This window comes from Amycolatopsis sp. PSD-21, assembly GCF_055561455.1.
The window spans coordinates 5,872,288-5,885,813 of record NZ_CM145712.1; the positions used below are offsets into that span (position 1 = coordinate 5,872,288).

Here is a 13,526-nt window from a genome sequence, read left to right on the forward strand (position 1 = left end):
CGAGTTCTGCTGCAGTCCACAATGGATGCGACGGCACGGCCACTGACCGACGAGGACACCCATGAACGAACAGACCGACCTGCCGCCCGGCATCGGCAACCCGGCGACACGCGCCTTCACCGCCGCCGGTTACACCCGGCTGGAGCACTTCACCCGCGCGACGGAAGCCGAGCTAGCGAGCCTGCACGGCGTCGGCCCCAAAGCGCTCCGCATCATCCGCGAAGCGCTGGAAACACGAGGTCAGACATTCAAACCCACCGACTAAATTTTTTGTCTTGACAACTTCAGCCGTCGGACGGTTAGCTGAGCGCAGCACACCGACCGAAGGAGAACGAGTCATGGCCAAGTTCGCGAACGTCGACGACTACATCGCCGCCCTGCCCGAGAACCTGCGCGAAGTCGCCACCGCGTTGCGCCCGATCGTCAACGCCGCCCTGCCCGGCTCCATCGAGGCGATGTACCACGCCTCCCCCACCTGGAGCGCCGGCGAAGCCGTCGGGAAGAACCTCGTCTGCCTGCTGAAGGCCTACTCGTCGTACGTCACCTTCGCCCTGTGGAAGGGCCAGCTCATCGACGACGAGTCCGGCAGGCTGGAGGCGAGCGCGCGGGAGATGGCGCACGTCAAGCTGCGCTCCGTCGAGGACATCGACGCCGACCTGTTCACAGGCTGGCTCAAGCAGGCGCGAGACCTCGAAACCACCACGGCGGCTCGATGACACAATCGCCGACGTGATCACCGACGAGTCCCGTTGCCCCTGCGGCCTTGGCGAGCCCTATGGCGCGTGCTGCGGCCGCTTCCATCGGGGAGCCTCGGCCGCACCGACCGCCGAACTCCTGATGCGGTCGCGGTTCAGCGCGTTCGCCGTCGGTGACACCGCTTATCTCATGAAGACCTGGCATCCGAAGACCAGGCCCGCCGAGCTCGAGCTCGATCCCGGACAGCGTTGGACGTTCCTGGAGATCCTCGGCAAGACCGGCGGCGGACTGCCGGAAAGGGAGGGCACCGTGGAGTTCCGGGCCCACTACCGGCAGGACCGGCGGGCGGACAGCATGCACGAGAACAGCCACTTCGTCCGCGTCGACGGGCAGTGGATCTACGTGGCACCCGTCGGCTGACGAACCCGGCGCAAGGGTCTGTTCTCCGCGTGCGGTGGCGGCTACTATCTCCCCCACATTGTTAGGGAACTTTCTTAACGATTTCACCAAAGGTCCGCCGCCGTGTGCCCGAGGAGGCGCGCTCGTGAGTTTTCGGCAGAAGAGAACCCGGCTCCCGTTACTGGCCTTGACCGTCACCGCGCTGGCCGCCGCGGTCTGCGGGGTGACCACCGCCCCCGTCGCCACCGGCGCGGAAGTGGCCGTCGCGGGCAACGCCACTCCGATCCCCGGCTACGTGATCCAGTCTTCGGCGCAGGTCAGCGACGACTCGGCGGTGTCGAAGCCGGGCTTCCCCACCGCCGGCTGGTATCCGGTGTCGTCCCGCTCGACGGTCTACGCCGGATTGCTGCAGAACGGCAAGTACGCCGACCCGTTCTACTCGACGAACATGAAGAACGTCCCGACCGCGCAGTTCTCGGTGCCGTGGTGGTACCGCACGGACCTGAACGTCGAGGACACCTCGAAGCGCACGTACCTCGACTTCAGCGGCGTGCTCTCCAAGGCCGACGTCTGGGTCAACGGCACCAGGATCGCGACGAAGGACCAGGTCAACGGCGCCTACACCCGCCACGATCTGGACATCACCTCGCACGTGCGCCAGGGCGTCAACAGCGTCGCGTTCAAGGTCTACCCCAACGACCCCAACAACGACCTCTCGATGGGCTGGATCGACTGGGCGCAGACCCCGCCGGACCAGAACATGGGCATCGTGCGCGACGTCCTCGTCCGCCGCAGCGGCCCGGTCGCGCTGCGCAGCGCCCACGTGGTCCAGAAGCTGAACTCCTCGCTCGACCACGCCGACCTCACCGTGAAGGCCGACGTCCGCAACGACACGGCGGACGCGGTGCAGGCCACCGTCGCCGGCACGGTCGCGGGCAAGCCGGTCACCCAGACGGTCTCGCTGGCCGCCAAGGAACGCAAGACCGTGACGTTCCCCGTGGTCGGCCTCGACAAGCCGAATCTCTGGTGGCCCGCCGGGATGGGCGGCCAGCACCGGTACGAACTCGACCTGACCGCGAGTGTCGGCGGCACGCCGTCCGACACCTCGAAGTCGAAGTTCGGTGTCCGCGACGTCAAGGCGCCGCTGAACTCCAGCGGCGGGCGGCAGTACAGCGTCAACGGCAAACCGCTGCTGATCCGCGGCGGCGGCTACACGCCGGACCTGTTCCTGCGCTGGAACGAGACCGCGGCGGCCGACAAGCTCAAGTACGTGCTGAACCTCGGGCTCAACACGGTCCGGCTGGAAGGCCACATCGAGCCGGACGAGTTCTTCGACCTCGCCGACGACCTCGGTGTGCTGACGATGCCCGGCTGGGAATGCTGCGACAAATGGGAAGGGCACGTCAACGGCGAGGAGAAGGGCGAGCCGTGGGTCGAGTCGGACTACCCGATCGCCAAGGCGTCGATGTTCTCCGAGGCCGAGCGCCTGCGTGACCACCCGAGCGTCATCTCGTTCCACATCGGCAGCGACTTCGCTCCCGACCGGCGGATCGAGCAGGGTTACCTCGACGCGATGAAGGCCGCCGACTTCACCCTTCCGGTGATCCCGTCGGCGTCGAAGAGGCCGTCCCCGATCACGGGCGCCTCCGGCATGAAGATGAATGGCCCGTACGACTACGTCCCGCCCGTCTACTGGTACGACAAGTCGCAGAAGGACCGTGGCGGCGCCTGGAGCTTCAACTCCGAGACCAGCGCGGGCGTCGACATCCCGACGATGGACACGTTGAAGCGGATGATGTCGGCCAGTGAGCTGGAAACGATGTGGAAGGACCCGTCGGCGCCCCAGTACCACCGTTCTTCGTCGACGACGTTCGCGAACCTGAAGCTGTTCGCCAACGCGCTCACCAAGCGCTACGGCGCGCCGGCCGACTTGAACGACTTCGTGCGGAAGGCGCAGCTCGCGCAGTACGAGAACGTCCGCGCGGAGTTCGAGTCGCACTCGCGCAACTACACCGACTCGACCAACCCGTCGACCGGGTTGATCTACTGGATGCTCAACAGCCCGTGGACCTCGCTGCACTGGCAGCTGTTCGACGCCTACATGGACCAGAACGGCGCCTACTACGGGGCGAAGAAGGCCAACGAGCCGCTGCACATCCAGTACTCGCACGACAACCGGTCGGTCGTGGTGATCAACCAGACGTCGAACGCGGTGAGCGGGCTGACGGCGACCACGAAGCTGTACAACCTCGACGGCACCGAGAAGTACAGCAACACCAAGACCGGGCTGTCCGTCGGCGCGCTGGGCGCCAAGGCCACCGCGGTCACCGTCCCGGCGGTGAGCGGGCTGTCGAGCACCTACCTGGCGAAGCTGGTGCTCACCGACTCGTCGGGCAAGGAGGTCAGCCGGAACGTGTACTGGCTCTCCACCAAGGCCGACACGCTGAACTGGGCCGGCAGCGACTGGTACTACACGCCCCAGTCGGGTTACGCCGACCTGACCGGGCTGAAGAACCTCGGCCAGTCCGCGGTCAGCGCGACGGCGAAGTCGGTCGCCGGTGGCGACGGCACCACCACGACCACCGTGACGCTGAAGAACACCTCGGGCGGCAAGCTCCCGGCGTTCTACGTCGACTCGAAGGTAGTGGACGCCGCGGGCAAGCCGGTGCTGCCGGTGGAGTGGAACGACAACGCGGTGAGCCTGTGGCCGGGTGAAACGACCACGCTGACCGCGAAGTACCGCACCGCCGACCTCAAGGGCTCCAAGCCTTCGGTCCGCGTCTCGGGCTGGAACACCGGCACGCAGACCGTTCCCGCCGACGGCTCCGGACCGGCCGACCCGGTCGACTACCAGGCCGAGGACGCCACGATCGTCCAGGGCGCGGTGGAGTCGAACCACGCCGGGTTCACCGGCACCGGATTCGTCAACTACGACAACGTCGCGGGCAGCTCGGTCGAGTGGACGGTGAACGTGCCGGCCGCGGGCACCTACGACGTGGTCGTCCGTTACGCCAACGGGACGACGGCGAACCGGCCGCTGGACTTCTCCGTCAACGGCTCGATCAGCGCGTCCGGTGTCGGCTTCGGCGGCACCGGGGCCTGGCCGAACTGGACGACCAGAACAGTCAAGGTCACGCTGGCGGCGGGAGCGAACAAGATCAAGGCGGTCGCCACCACGGCGAACGGCGGCCCCAACATCGACAAGATCACCCTTTAGCGCGGGAGTCGCCCGAGGCCCCCTTCGTCACCCGGCGAAGGGGGCCTCTCCCGTGCGGGCTTGGGTTACGCTTTCCGGGTGACCGGCAAACCCGACCCGCGCCTGCGGGACCTGGCGATGCTGCGCCGTGTCCGCGACCGGATCGACCGCGACTACGCGCAGCCTTTGGACGTCGAAGCGCTGGCGCGCGGCGTGCACGTCTCCGCCGGGCACCTCAGCCGCGAGTTCCGCGCCGCGTACGGCGAATCGCCGTACAGCTACCTGATGACCCGCCGGATCGAGCGGGCCATGATGCTGCTGCGCCGCGGGGACATGTCGGTCACCGAAGTGTGCTTCGACGTCGGTTTCTCGTCGCTGGGCACGTTCAGCACGCGCTTCTCCGAACTGGTCGGCATCTCGCCGAGCGCGTACCGCAAACAGGCGGCGGAGGAGGGCCGCGGCATGCCCGGCTGCGTCGTCAAACAGGTCATGCGACCGATCAGGAATCGAGAAGCGTCGCCGCCGCGCGCCGACCTACCTTGAGTCGTATGACCCTCTCGATTCAGGCGTCCTACCTTCCCGCGGACGATCTCGAGGCTTCACTCTCCTTCTATCGCGACATCCTGGGCTTCGAAGTGCGTGACCGAGGCCCGCTCCAGGCCACGGTCGGCCCGCCGGGACAGCCGGAGACGTCGCTCGTGCTCCACCCGCCCGCCGCCGATCCGGAGCTCACCGACGAGGAACGCGCGACGATCGCCGAGCTGATGGCCAAGGGCGTCCACGGCATCATCGTGCTGTCCACGCCGGATCTGGTCGGCACCTTCGACCGGATCCAGGCGGCGGGCGCGGACGTCGTCCAAGAACCGATGAAGCAGTCCTGGGGCGCTTTCGACTGCTCTTTCCGCGACCCGGCGGGCAATCTGGTGCGGTTCGAGGAGCGTTAGCCGGGCCTCGATGCGCGCGTATTGACGCTCCCGGGTGATGATGAGCGGCGTGGAGATCGCGGTAGAACTAGTGGCACTGGTGGTGGCCGTCCTCCTGGTCACCGCCGCGGCGCGGAAACTCGACTGGTCGGCGCCCCTGTGCCTGATCGCGGTCGGAGTCGCCGCGTCGTACGTGCCGGGCGTCCCGGAGTACGAACTGGATCCGGAGGTCGTGCTCCTGGGGCTGCTGCCCCCGCTGCTGTACGCCACCGCGATCCGCACGTCGCTGATCGACTTTCGCCGCAACCGCGGGCCGATCCTGCTGTTGTCGGTCGGGCTCGTCATCTTCACCACGGCCGCGGTCGGGGTCGTGGCGTGGCTGGTGATCCCCGGTCTGCCGCTGGCCGCGGGGCTCGCCATCGGCGCGGTGGTCGCGCCGCCCGACGCGGTCGCGGCCACCGCCGTCGCCCGCAAGGTCGGGATGCCGCGCAAGCTGACCAGGCTGCTGGAGGGCGAAAGCCTGTTCAACGACGCGGCCGCGCTGGTCGCGTTGCGGACCGCGATCGCGGCCATCGCGGGTTCGGTGAGCCTGCTGCAGGTCGGCGGGGATTTCCTGCTGGCCGCGGGCGGCGGACTGGTGATCGGGTTCGCCGTCGGCGCGCTCGCCGCGCTGATCCGCACCCGGCTGGAAGACCCGGTCACCGACACCGCGCTTTCGCTGGTGGTCCCGTTCGTCGCCTATCTGGCCGCCGAGGCGATCCACGGTTCCGGCGTGATCGCCGTGGTCGTCGCGGGGCTGATCCTCGGGCACAAGGCGCCGAGCATGCTTTCGGGCCGCTCGCGCCTGGCCAGCAGGCTGAACTGGCAGACCATCCAGTTCCTGCTGGAGAACATCGTCTTCCTGCTGATCGGCCTGCAGGTCCGCCGGATCATGACCGAGGTCGGCGACAGCGGGCTGACCGCGCTGGAACTGGTCCTGATCTGCGCCGCCACGCTGGCCGCGACCATCGTCACCCGGATCGTCTGGATGGCGGGCATCGGCCTGGCGCGACGCGTGTTCCACCGTCACGCCTGGCCGTGGCGGTATTCGGCGGTGATCGCGTGGGCGGGGATGCGCGGGGTCGTCACGCTCGCGGCGGCGTTCGTGCTGCCCGCGGACACCCCGCAGCGGGCCGTGCTGGTGCTGGTCGCGTTCGTCGTGGTGGCGGGAACGCTGCTGCTGCACGGGACGACGCTGCCGGTGCTGGTCCGCCGCCTGAAACTGCCGCCGCCCGATCCGGCCGAGGACGCGCTGCAGGAGGCGGCCGTCCTCCACGACATGACCAGGGCCGCGCTCGAAGAACTGGAGAAGATCCGGACGCCCGAGGACCCCGACGACATCGTCGAACGCCTGCGCAGCCGGCTCCAGCACCGCTCGGACTCGGCCTGGGAGGAGCTCGGCAGGCAGAGTGCGCTGTCCGAGACACCGAGCGACGCGTACCGGCGGCTGAGGCTGCGGCTGCTCGAAGTCGAACGGGAGAAGTTCCTGGAGGCGCGTGACTCCGGCATGGCCGATGATGATGTCCTGCGCCGGATCCTCGAACGCCTCGACATCGAGGAATCCATGCTGGACAGGGAGGAGGAGACCGTGCCGGACTCCGATCGGGAACTGCGCACCCCCGCCGCGACGGCGGGATCCTGCAAACATCTCACCAAGGAGTGGCCCGCGGTCGAACCCAGCTCCCCCGACGTCTGCGCCGTCTGCGTCGAGAACGGGATGACCTGGGTGCATCTGCGTGAATGCGTCAAATGCGGGAACGTCGCCTGCTGCGACTCCTCACCGGGCAAGCACGCGACCGAGCACTTCCACGACACCCTGCACCCGGTGATGCGCAGCCACGAACCCGGCGAGACCTGGCGCTGGTGTTTCGTGGACAAACAGCTGGGCTGAAGGTCGTGTCCGGTGCGTCTTGTCCGATGGGCTCCGTGATCCAGGTGGTTCCTGGCGGTGCGGGCGGATCGGCCTCGTACCGGGTCGTACTCGGCCGCGTCCGCCCGTGCCGTCAGGGGCCGGCTGGGCGCGGAGATCGCGGACAAGACGCACCGGACGCGACCTGGGTATCGTCCGAAGCATGAGCACCCCTGAGCAGGAAGTCGAATACCGCCAGCACCGGTTCTCTCCCCCGCCAGGCGCGACCGAGATCTTCCTTGTCCGCCACGGTGAATCCGCTCCGGCGAAGGGCGACAACCCGTTCGACCTCGTCGACGGGCAGGCCGATCCGGACCTGGCGCCGGAAGGCAGGGACCACGCCGAGCGGGTGGGGCGCCGTCTGGCGGACGAGCGGATCTCGGCGCTGTACGTGACGACACTGCGCCGGACACCGCAGACCGCGGCACCGCTGGCGGCGAAGCTCGGGCTCACGCCGGAAGTCGAGGCGGATCTGCGCGAGATCCACCTCGGCGAGTGGGAGAACGGGCTTTTCCGGCGCTACACCTACGAAGGCCACCCGATCGTCGAGCAGCTGTGGCGCGAACAGCGCTGGGACGTCATTCCCGGCGCGGAGACGATGGAATCGTTCGGCGGGCGGATCAGGGCGGCCATCGGCAGGCTCGCGGCGGCCAACCCGGACCGGAGGATCGCCGTGTTCACCCACGGCGGTGTCATCGGCGAGGTCTTCGCGCAGGCGAGCGACGCGAAGAACCGGTTCGCGTTCCTGGGCGCGGACAACGGCTCGATCTCACATCTGGTGGTGTCGGGCGACAACTGGATGGTGCGGCGGTTCAACGACACGTCGCATCTTCAGTCGCCTTTCGGCTGATCCGGCCCGCCGCGACCAGGTGCACGACGACCAGGACCGCGACCGCCTCGGCGGCCAGCAGCCCGATCAGCACGAGCACCTGGGTCACGCCTGCCTGCACCGGCCCGGCGCCACCGAGGAGGACACCGACGTAGGCGCCGGGCAAGGTGACCAGGCCGACCGTGCGGGTCTGATCGAGGGCGGGGATCAGCGCGTGTCCCGCCGAGGGGCGGCAGATCTCCAGTGCGGCCGGGCGGCGCAGGAAACCCAGCGCCAGCGCGGCTTCGTATTCGCCGTGGCGGGAAACGAGTTCGTCCAGCGCCCGCCGCGCCGCCTGCGAGGTCGCGGACATCGCGCCGCCGATGACGATCCCGGCGATCGGCACGATCGCGATCGGCCGCCACGGGACCACCCCGGTCGCGAGCACGAGCGTCAGCACCGGCACCACTCCGGCCGCGATGGCGAGCGCGACCCACGCCAGATCCTTCGCCACCCCGATCCGGCGCGCCGAGGTGACCGCCGCGATCGTGAACATCAGCAGCACGAAACCGCCGGTCAGCCAGCCTGATTTCAGGATCCCGACGATGACCAGCGACACGGCGGCGAGCTGGACGACGGCGCGCCCGGCCGCGAACAGCACCGCCTTGCCCTGCCCCAGCCGCCCGAACTGCACCACCGCCGCGCCGAAGATCGCCAGCACGGCCAGGACCACGGCGAGCACCGGGCCGAACGCGATCGCACCATCCGTCACCCGGATGATCCTGCCGCAGGATCAGGCGGTGCAGGCCACCGGCGCGCCCGCGGCGGGGGCGGTGCGCTCGCTGACGACCTCGCCGTCGACGAGGATCCGGCACCGCAGCGCGCCGCTGCCCGAACCCTGCGCGGACAGGCTGTAGAACTCGTCGCGGCCTTCTTCGCTCCTGCGCTCGAAGGTGGTGCTCCACGGCGTCGCCACTTCGGTCTTCTGCATGAGTTCCGAACCCTGCGCGACGTAGGTGACGTTCTGGGCGCCCTTCGCGCCGGAAAGCTCGTAGACGACGGTGTGCAGCACGGTGCGCACCGCGGCCGCGGCTTGCTCGACCTGCTCGATCTGCGGCGCGGGCGGGCTCTGCGCGGGCTTGGAGGCCTTCGGCAACACGTAGCTGGTCAAGGTGACGGCGACGGCCATCACACCCAGCACGACCACGACGGTCCCCAGCGGCTTCAGCCTGCCGGGGGCACCCTGTCCCGGCGCCGATGCCGGAGGGGTCGCGGTGGGAACACCCATGGAGAGGTCTTCTCTCGTCCGAGCGCACTTCCGTCGAGTGCGTCGACTACTTCTCGCACGAAGGTGACTCCGCGTTAGCCGTTATCGGGAAGAAACCCGATATTCACCCTTTTGGGTGTCCCAGTGAGTGGAGAACCCCTGGTCATGGGGCGATCGGCGTAAGCACAGTGAGCCGAACAGCTCACTTTGAGTGACCCGACCTAGGCGGTGGCCTGCGAGTCCGTGCCCGGCTCGTGAGTGGCGTTTCGGGTTCTAACCCGAAACGCCACTCACGACCCGACCCACGCGCAGGACCCCGCCTAGTCGACGAGACCCGCGTCGGCGAGCAGCCCGAGGACCCGCCGTCCCGCCGGCGGGCAGAGGTGCGCGTCGGCCGACGACAGCCAGGCGGACTCCGCGATCTCACGGCCGGGCGCGGGCTCCCCGCGATGGTCTGCGGTGTAGCAGGTCAGGCGGACGCGGCGGCCGTCCGCGTAACCGTCGGCCTGCTCGTTCAGCAGCGCGAAGAAGCGGAAACTCGGCGGGTCGAGCTCGATGCCGAGTTCCTCCCTGAGCTCCCGGCACAGCCCGGCGACGTCGCCCTCGCCGGGTTCCCGCTTGCCTCCAGGCAGGTAGAACTTGGTCTTTCCCTCGGTCCGCACCGACAGCAGACGGCGGTCGCGGACGTGGATCCAGGCCAGTGAATCGATCTCTGCTTCGGACACGGCCCGATTCTGTCGTAGGACGGGGGCATCATGGCAACCGTGTATCGGGAGACGACGGCACCCGGCGGGCCGTCCGGCGTGGTGCGCTGCCTGTGGGAGGACACAGGCACGGCGCCGAAGCGGATCGTGCCCGACGGCTGCGTGGACCTGGTGGAGAGCGGCGGCGAGGTCTTCGTCGCCGGGCCGGACACCGCGGCCTGGACCTGGGAGACCAGCGAACGGGCAAGGGGTGTGCGATTCGCTCCCGGCAGAGCGGGTGACGTCCTGGGCCTGGGCGCCGACGAGCTGCGTGATCAGCGTGTCCCCCTGCGCGACCTGTGGGGCAGGGAAGGCGAGCTGCTGGCCGAACGCGTGCTTTCCGGCGCGGCTTCGCTGATGGACGTCGTCGAGCGGCGCGGAGCCGGCCGGGCCGACCGTGAGGTCTCGGCGTTGATCGCCAGGCTGGACGGCGGCGTTCCCCGGGTTTCTGCCGCACTGGACAGTTTCACCACCGGCGAGCGGCAGTTGCGGCGACGGTTCACCCTCGCGGTCGGCTACGGACCGGCCACGTATCTGCGGGTCGCCCGGTTCCAGCGCGCCATCGGCCTCGCGGGAACGGCGCCGGATCTCGCTTCGCTGGCGTTTTCGGCGGGGTACGCCGATCAGGCTCACCTGAGCCGGGATTGCCGGGAACTCTCCGGGCTGAAGGCGAGCGAGTTCTTCCGCGCCAGGAAGTGAGCGATGTCCACAGTGGACCGGTACAGATCACGGTAGTGCGGGTAGAACTCGTCGTAGACGTCGGCGTCGGCGCCGGGGCGGACGATCTCGGCGACGGGGTTCCAGGCTTCGAGATCCGGTTCCCTGCCCAGCGCGACCGAGGCGAGGACGGCGTCACCGAACGCGGCGCCGATGGTTTCCACGGGGATCTCCTGCTCGATCCGCGCGACGTCGCTGACGATCCGCGTCCACACCCCGCCCTGTGTCCCGCCTCCGACGGCGACGATCCGGCCGGTGCCGCCACCGGCCTCGCGCATGGCTTCGAGGTTGTGCCGCACGCCGTACGCGGTGCCTTCCAGGGCAGCGCGGTACAGATCCGCACGACCATGGGACGTGGTCAGCCCGGCGACGATCCCTCTCGCGTCCGGGTCGGGCACGGGCGTCCGTTCTCCGGCGAAATACGGCAGCATCAGCAGGCCGCGGCTGCCCGCCGGTACCTCGGCCGCCGCCGCGGCCAGCTCCCCGAACCCGCCACCGACGAGTTCCCGCAGCCAATCGGTGATCGCGCCGGAGGTGGCCATCCCCGCGGCGAGCGAATAGCTGCCGGGGAAGACACCTCGGGTCGTCCACAGCCCCTGCCCCGGCCGGGGATCGGCGAGCATCTGGATCAGGAACATGGTGGTGCCGTACATGAGCATGGTGTCGCCGGGCGCGGTGACCCCGACGCTGGTCGCCTCGGCCCAGGCGTCCACCGTTCCCGCCGTCACCGGGATCCCTTGTGGCAAGCCGGTTTCGGCGGCCGCCCCAGCGGTGATCGAACCGGCCACCTCGGTCGGCCACGCGAGCCTCGGCAGCTCGACGCCGGGGGCGATCGCCGCGGCCCGGTCCGGCGCCCAGCGCGCCTCGCGCAGGTCGTACATCGGATCGCATTGGCTCGCCGAGTGGTGGTCGAGGACGTATTCACCGGTCAAACGCAGCACCAGGAACGAACTCGCCATCAGGAAGAGCTTCGCTCGCTCGAATACGTCCGGCTCGTTCTTGGCCAGCCAGCGCCATTTCGGCCCGACGGCCTGTGAGCCGAGCGCGCTCCCGCCGCGTTCCACAATGGATTCTTCGCCGAATTCCCGGTTCAATTCCCGGATTTCGTCGGATGCGCGGGTGTCGACGCCGTAAAGGATCGCGGGACGCAAAGGTTTGCCGGAAGCGTCGGCGGGCAACAGCACCGGCCCGATCCCGCTGACCGACACTCCGATGATGGGATGATCCCCGGCGGCCGCCGAAAGTTCCCGCGCCAGCGCCACGAAGTCTTGCCACCACACGGTTTCCGCGTCGTGCTCGAACCAGCCGGGACGCGGCCGGGAGGTTTCGTGCGGCTGGGACGCCCGTGCCACTATGGTGCCCTGGGAATCGACGAGGACACCTTTGGAACTCGAGGTGCCGATGTCGACGCCGAGCACCAGGCCCGGTTCCCGCACGACGCCTCCGAACTCCTCCGCGCGAGTAGCGCGATCAGCGGATGGTAACGATTGTCGGCCAAGCTATTCTTCCCGTGCGAGGGTGTCAACACACCTGTGGAAGGGGAGGTCACGGTGGCCACCATCAACGACGTGGCGGCGAAGGCCGGGGTTTCGACGGCGACCGTGTCGAGAACGCTCAACGGGAAGTCCACTGTGGACCCGGTGCTCGCGGCAAGGGTGCAGGCCGCCGCGGCCGAATTGGGATACCACCCGAACGGGCTCGCGAGGAATCTGCGCCGTCAGGAGACCGCGGTACTCGCGCTCATCATCTCCGACGTGGAGAACCCCTTCTTCACCGCGATCGCCCGCGGCGTCGAAGACATCGCGCAGACAGCGGGCTATTCGGTGGTGCTGTGCAACGCCGACGACAACGAGGAGAAGGAGCGGCGCTACATAGACGTCGCGCTCCAGGAACGGGTCGCCGGCGTCGTGCTCTCCCCCACCGGCCGGGCCACCAACGTCGACCGGCTTACCGAACGCGGCACCCCCGTGGTCGCCGTCGACCGGCCGCTGCTGGAGAACACCGGCGATCAGGTCCTGGTCGACACCCGGCTCGCCGCCCGCGACGCCACCCGGCACCTGCTCGACGGCGGGTACCGGCGGGTCGCCTGCGTCAGCGGGCCGCCCGGGGTGCGCACGGCCGAAGACCGGCTGGCCGGTTACACCGACGCGGTCGGCGAGGAGAACGCGCTCACCCGGCGTGCCGAGTTCCGCGCCGAGGGCGGCAGGCTCGCCGCGCTCAGCCTGCTCGACGAGCCCGAGCCGCCGGACGCGCTGCTGGTCGGCAACAGCACGATGACGATCGGTGTCCTGGAGGCCTTGGCCGCCCGAGGCCTGCGCTCGGGACAGGACGTCGGGATCGTGTCGTTCGACGACGCGCCGTGGACGACGCTGATCGACCCGCCGCTGACGGTGGTCGCCCAGCCCGCGAACGAGGTGGGCAGGGTCGCCGCCGAACTGCTGCTCGCCCGGATCGGCGACAGCACGCGCAAGGCCACGACGACCACGCTTCAGGCGAAACTGATCGTGCGCCGGAGTTCACGGCGCGACTGACCCCGGGAGACTTCAGGTGCACGACGTGCCTGGGCGACCGGTTCGCACCGGCCGCCCAGGAACGCCCCACCCCCTTGTTCCCCCAAGCCGGCCCCACACCAGCCGGGTTCTCCGAAGCGGTGGGAAGAAATCGTTTACCTTTCGGAAGGTAAGTTCCTGTTTACCACGTGTCAAGCCGAAGTCCTGGACAAGCTCGCCCGATCCGGGCAGACTGTGGCGGACTTGCCTACTGCGCGTGTTTGATTCCGTGCACTCTGTGTTCATCTCTGGTGAATTCACCCACGAAATCGAGATGAGA

Annotated in this window: 14 protein-coding genes; 10 read left to right on the top strand and 4 right to left on the bottom strand. The window is 68.9% G+C overall.

What is annotated here, in order from left to right; translation table 11 throughout:
* The first annotated feature begins 61 nt into the window (after positions 1-61).
* The 8 genes from ACZ1DY_RS27395 (at position 62) to ACZ1DY_RS27430 (ending at position 8,012) form a co-directional block, all read left to right on the top strand.
* Entirely contained in the window at positions 62-265 is a 204-nt protein-coding gene (locus tag ACZ1DY_RS27395; protein ID WP_257485817.1) for a helix-hairpin-helix domain-containing protein, read from the top strand.
* 73 nt (positions 266-338) lie between these two features.
* Positions 339-716: a DUF1801 domain-containing protein gene (locus tag ACZ1DY_RS27400; protein WP_465481320.1), complete on the top strand. Its 378-nt coding sequence runs from the start codon at positions 339-341 to the stop codon at positions 714-716.
* A 13-nt stretch (positions 717-729) separates the two neighbouring features.
* Entirely contained in the window at positions 730-1,116 is a 387-nt protein-coding gene (locus tag ACZ1DY_RS27405; RefSeq protein ID WP_465481321.1) for a YchJ family protein, read from the top strand.
* Between the two features lie 124 nt (positions 1,117-1,240).
* Positions 1,241-4,312, top strand: coding sequence for a glycosyl hydrolase 2 galactose-binding domain-containing protein (locus tag ACZ1DY_RS27410; protein WP_465481322.1), 3,072 nt, complete (start codon positions 1,241-1,243; stop codon positions 4,310-4,312).
* A gap of 117 nt (positions 4,313-4,429) precedes the next feature.
* On the top strand, positions 4,430-4,834 hold the full coding sequence (locus ACZ1DY_RS27415) for a helix-turn-helix transcriptional regulator (RefSeq protein WP_257489944.1): 405 nt from the start codon (positions 4,430-4,432) through the stop codon (positions 4,832-4,834).
* Between the two features lie 5 nt (positions 4,835-4,839).
* Positions 4,840-5,235 (top strand): VOC family protein, encoded by a 396-nt coding sequence (locus ACZ1DY_RS27420; RefSeq protein ID WP_465481323.1) that lies wholly within the window; start codon positions 4,840-4,842, stop codon positions 5,233-5,235.
* Between the two features lie 40 nt (positions 5,236-5,275).
* A complete protein-coding gene (locus ACZ1DY_RS27425) occupies positions 5,276-7,144 on the top strand; it encodes a Na+/H+ antiporter (protein WP_457960469.1) in 1,869 nt (622 codons plus the stop codon).
* Positions 7,145-7,325: 181 nt separating this feature from the next.
* On the top strand, positions 7,326-8,012 hold the full coding sequence (locus tag ACZ1DY_RS27430) for a histidine phosphatase family protein (protein WP_465481324.1): 687 nt from the start codon (positions 7,326-7,328) through the stop codon (positions 8,010-8,012).
* Here ACZ1DY_RS27430 and ACZ1DY_RS27435 read toward each other — a convergent pair.
* The 3 genes from ACZ1DY_RS27435 to ACZ1DY_RS27445 all read right to left on the bottom strand — a co-directional run bounded on the left by ACZ1DY_RS27435 (position 7,975) and on the right by ACZ1DY_RS27445 (position 9,962).
* Positions 7,975-8,742, bottom strand: a complete 768-nt coding sequence (locus ACZ1DY_RS27435; protein ID WP_465481325.1) for an ABC transporter permease — start codon at positions 8,740-8,742, stop codon at positions 7,975-7,977. The genes ACZ1DY_RS27430 and ACZ1DY_RS27435 overlap by 38 nt on opposite strands.
* A 21-nt stretch (positions 8,743-8,763) precedes the next feature.
* Positions 8,764-9,258 carry an MmpS family transport accessory protein gene (locus tag ACZ1DY_RS27440; RefSeq protein ID WP_465481326.1) on the bottom strand — a complete coding sequence of 165 codons (495 nt, stop codon included), beginning with the start codon at positions 9,256-9,258 and terminating at the stop codon, positions 8,764-8,766.
* Between the two features lie 299 nt (positions 9,259-9,557).
* A complete protein-coding gene (locus tag ACZ1DY_RS27445; protein ID WP_257485808.1) occupies positions 9,558-9,962 on the bottom strand; it encodes an NUDIX hydrolase in 405 nt (134 codons plus the stop codon).
* A 30-nt stretch (positions 9,963-9,992) separates the two neighbouring features.
* Here ACZ1DY_RS27445 and ACZ1DY_RS27450 point away from each other — a divergent pair, with 30 nt between their 5' ends.
* Positions 9,993-10,679, top strand: coding sequence for a helix-turn-helix domain-containing protein (locus ACZ1DY_RS27450; RefSeq protein WP_465481327.1), 687 nt, complete (start codon positions 9,993-9,995; stop codon positions 10,677-10,679).
* Here the strand turns inward: ACZ1DY_RS27450 and ACZ1DY_RS27455 are convergent.
* Positions 10,610-12,133: an FGGY-family carbohydrate kinase gene (locus ACZ1DY_RS27455; RefSeq protein ID WP_465481328.1), complete on the bottom strand. Its 1,524-nt coding sequence runs from the start codon at positions 12,131-12,133 to the stop codon at positions 10,610-10,612. The genes ACZ1DY_RS27450 and ACZ1DY_RS27455 overlap by 70 nt on opposite strands.
* A 114-nt stretch (positions 12,134-12,247) precedes the next feature.
* Between ACZ1DY_RS27455 and ACZ1DY_RS27460 the strand changes: the two genes are divergently transcribed.
* Positions 12,248-13,228 (top strand): LacI family DNA-binding transcriptional regulator, encoded by a 981-nt coding sequence (locus ACZ1DY_RS27460; protein WP_126734099.1) that lies wholly within the window; start codon positions 12,248-12,250, stop codon positions 13,226-13,228.
* The last annotated feature ends 298 nt before the right edge of the window (positions 13,229-13,526 follow it).

What these genes read in the sequence shown, in the direction of transcription:
- ACZ1DY_RS27415 (WP_257489944.1), top strand. Translation starts at nt 4,430, where the DNA reads ATGCTGCGCCGTGTCCGCGACCGGATCGACCGCGACTACGCGCAGCCT.
- ACZ1DY_RS27425 (WP_457960469.1), top strand. Translation starts at nt 5,276, where the DNA reads ATGAGCGGCGTGGAGATCGCGGTAGAACTAGTGGCACTGGTGGTGGCC.
- ACZ1DY_RS27430 (WP_465481324.1), top strand. Translation starts at nt 7,326, where the DNA reads ATGAGCACCCCTGAGCAGGAAGTCGAATACCGCCAGCACCGGTTCTCT.
- ACZ1DY_RS27395 (WP_257485817.1), top strand. Translation starts at nt 62, where the DNA reads ATGAACGAACAGACCGACCTGCCGCCCGGCATCGGCAACCCGGCGACA.
- ACZ1DY_RS27450 (WP_465481327.1), top strand. Translation starts at nt 9,993, where the DNA reads ATGGCAACCGTGTATCGGGAGACGACGGCACCCGGCGGGCCGTCCGGC.
- ACZ1DY_RS27420 (WP_465481323.1), top strand. Translation starts at nt 4,840, where the DNA reads ATGACCCTCTCGATTCAGGCGTCCTACCTTCCCGCGGACGATCTCGAG.
- ACZ1DY_RS27400 (WP_465481320.1), top strand. Translation starts at nt 339, where the DNA reads ATGGCCAAGTTCGCGAACGTCGACGACTACATCGCCGCCCTGCCCGAG.
- ACZ1DY_RS27440 (WP_465481326.1), bottom strand. Translation starts at nt 9,258, where the DNA reads ATGGGTGTTCCCACCGCGACCCCTCCGGCATCGGCGCCGGGACAGGGT.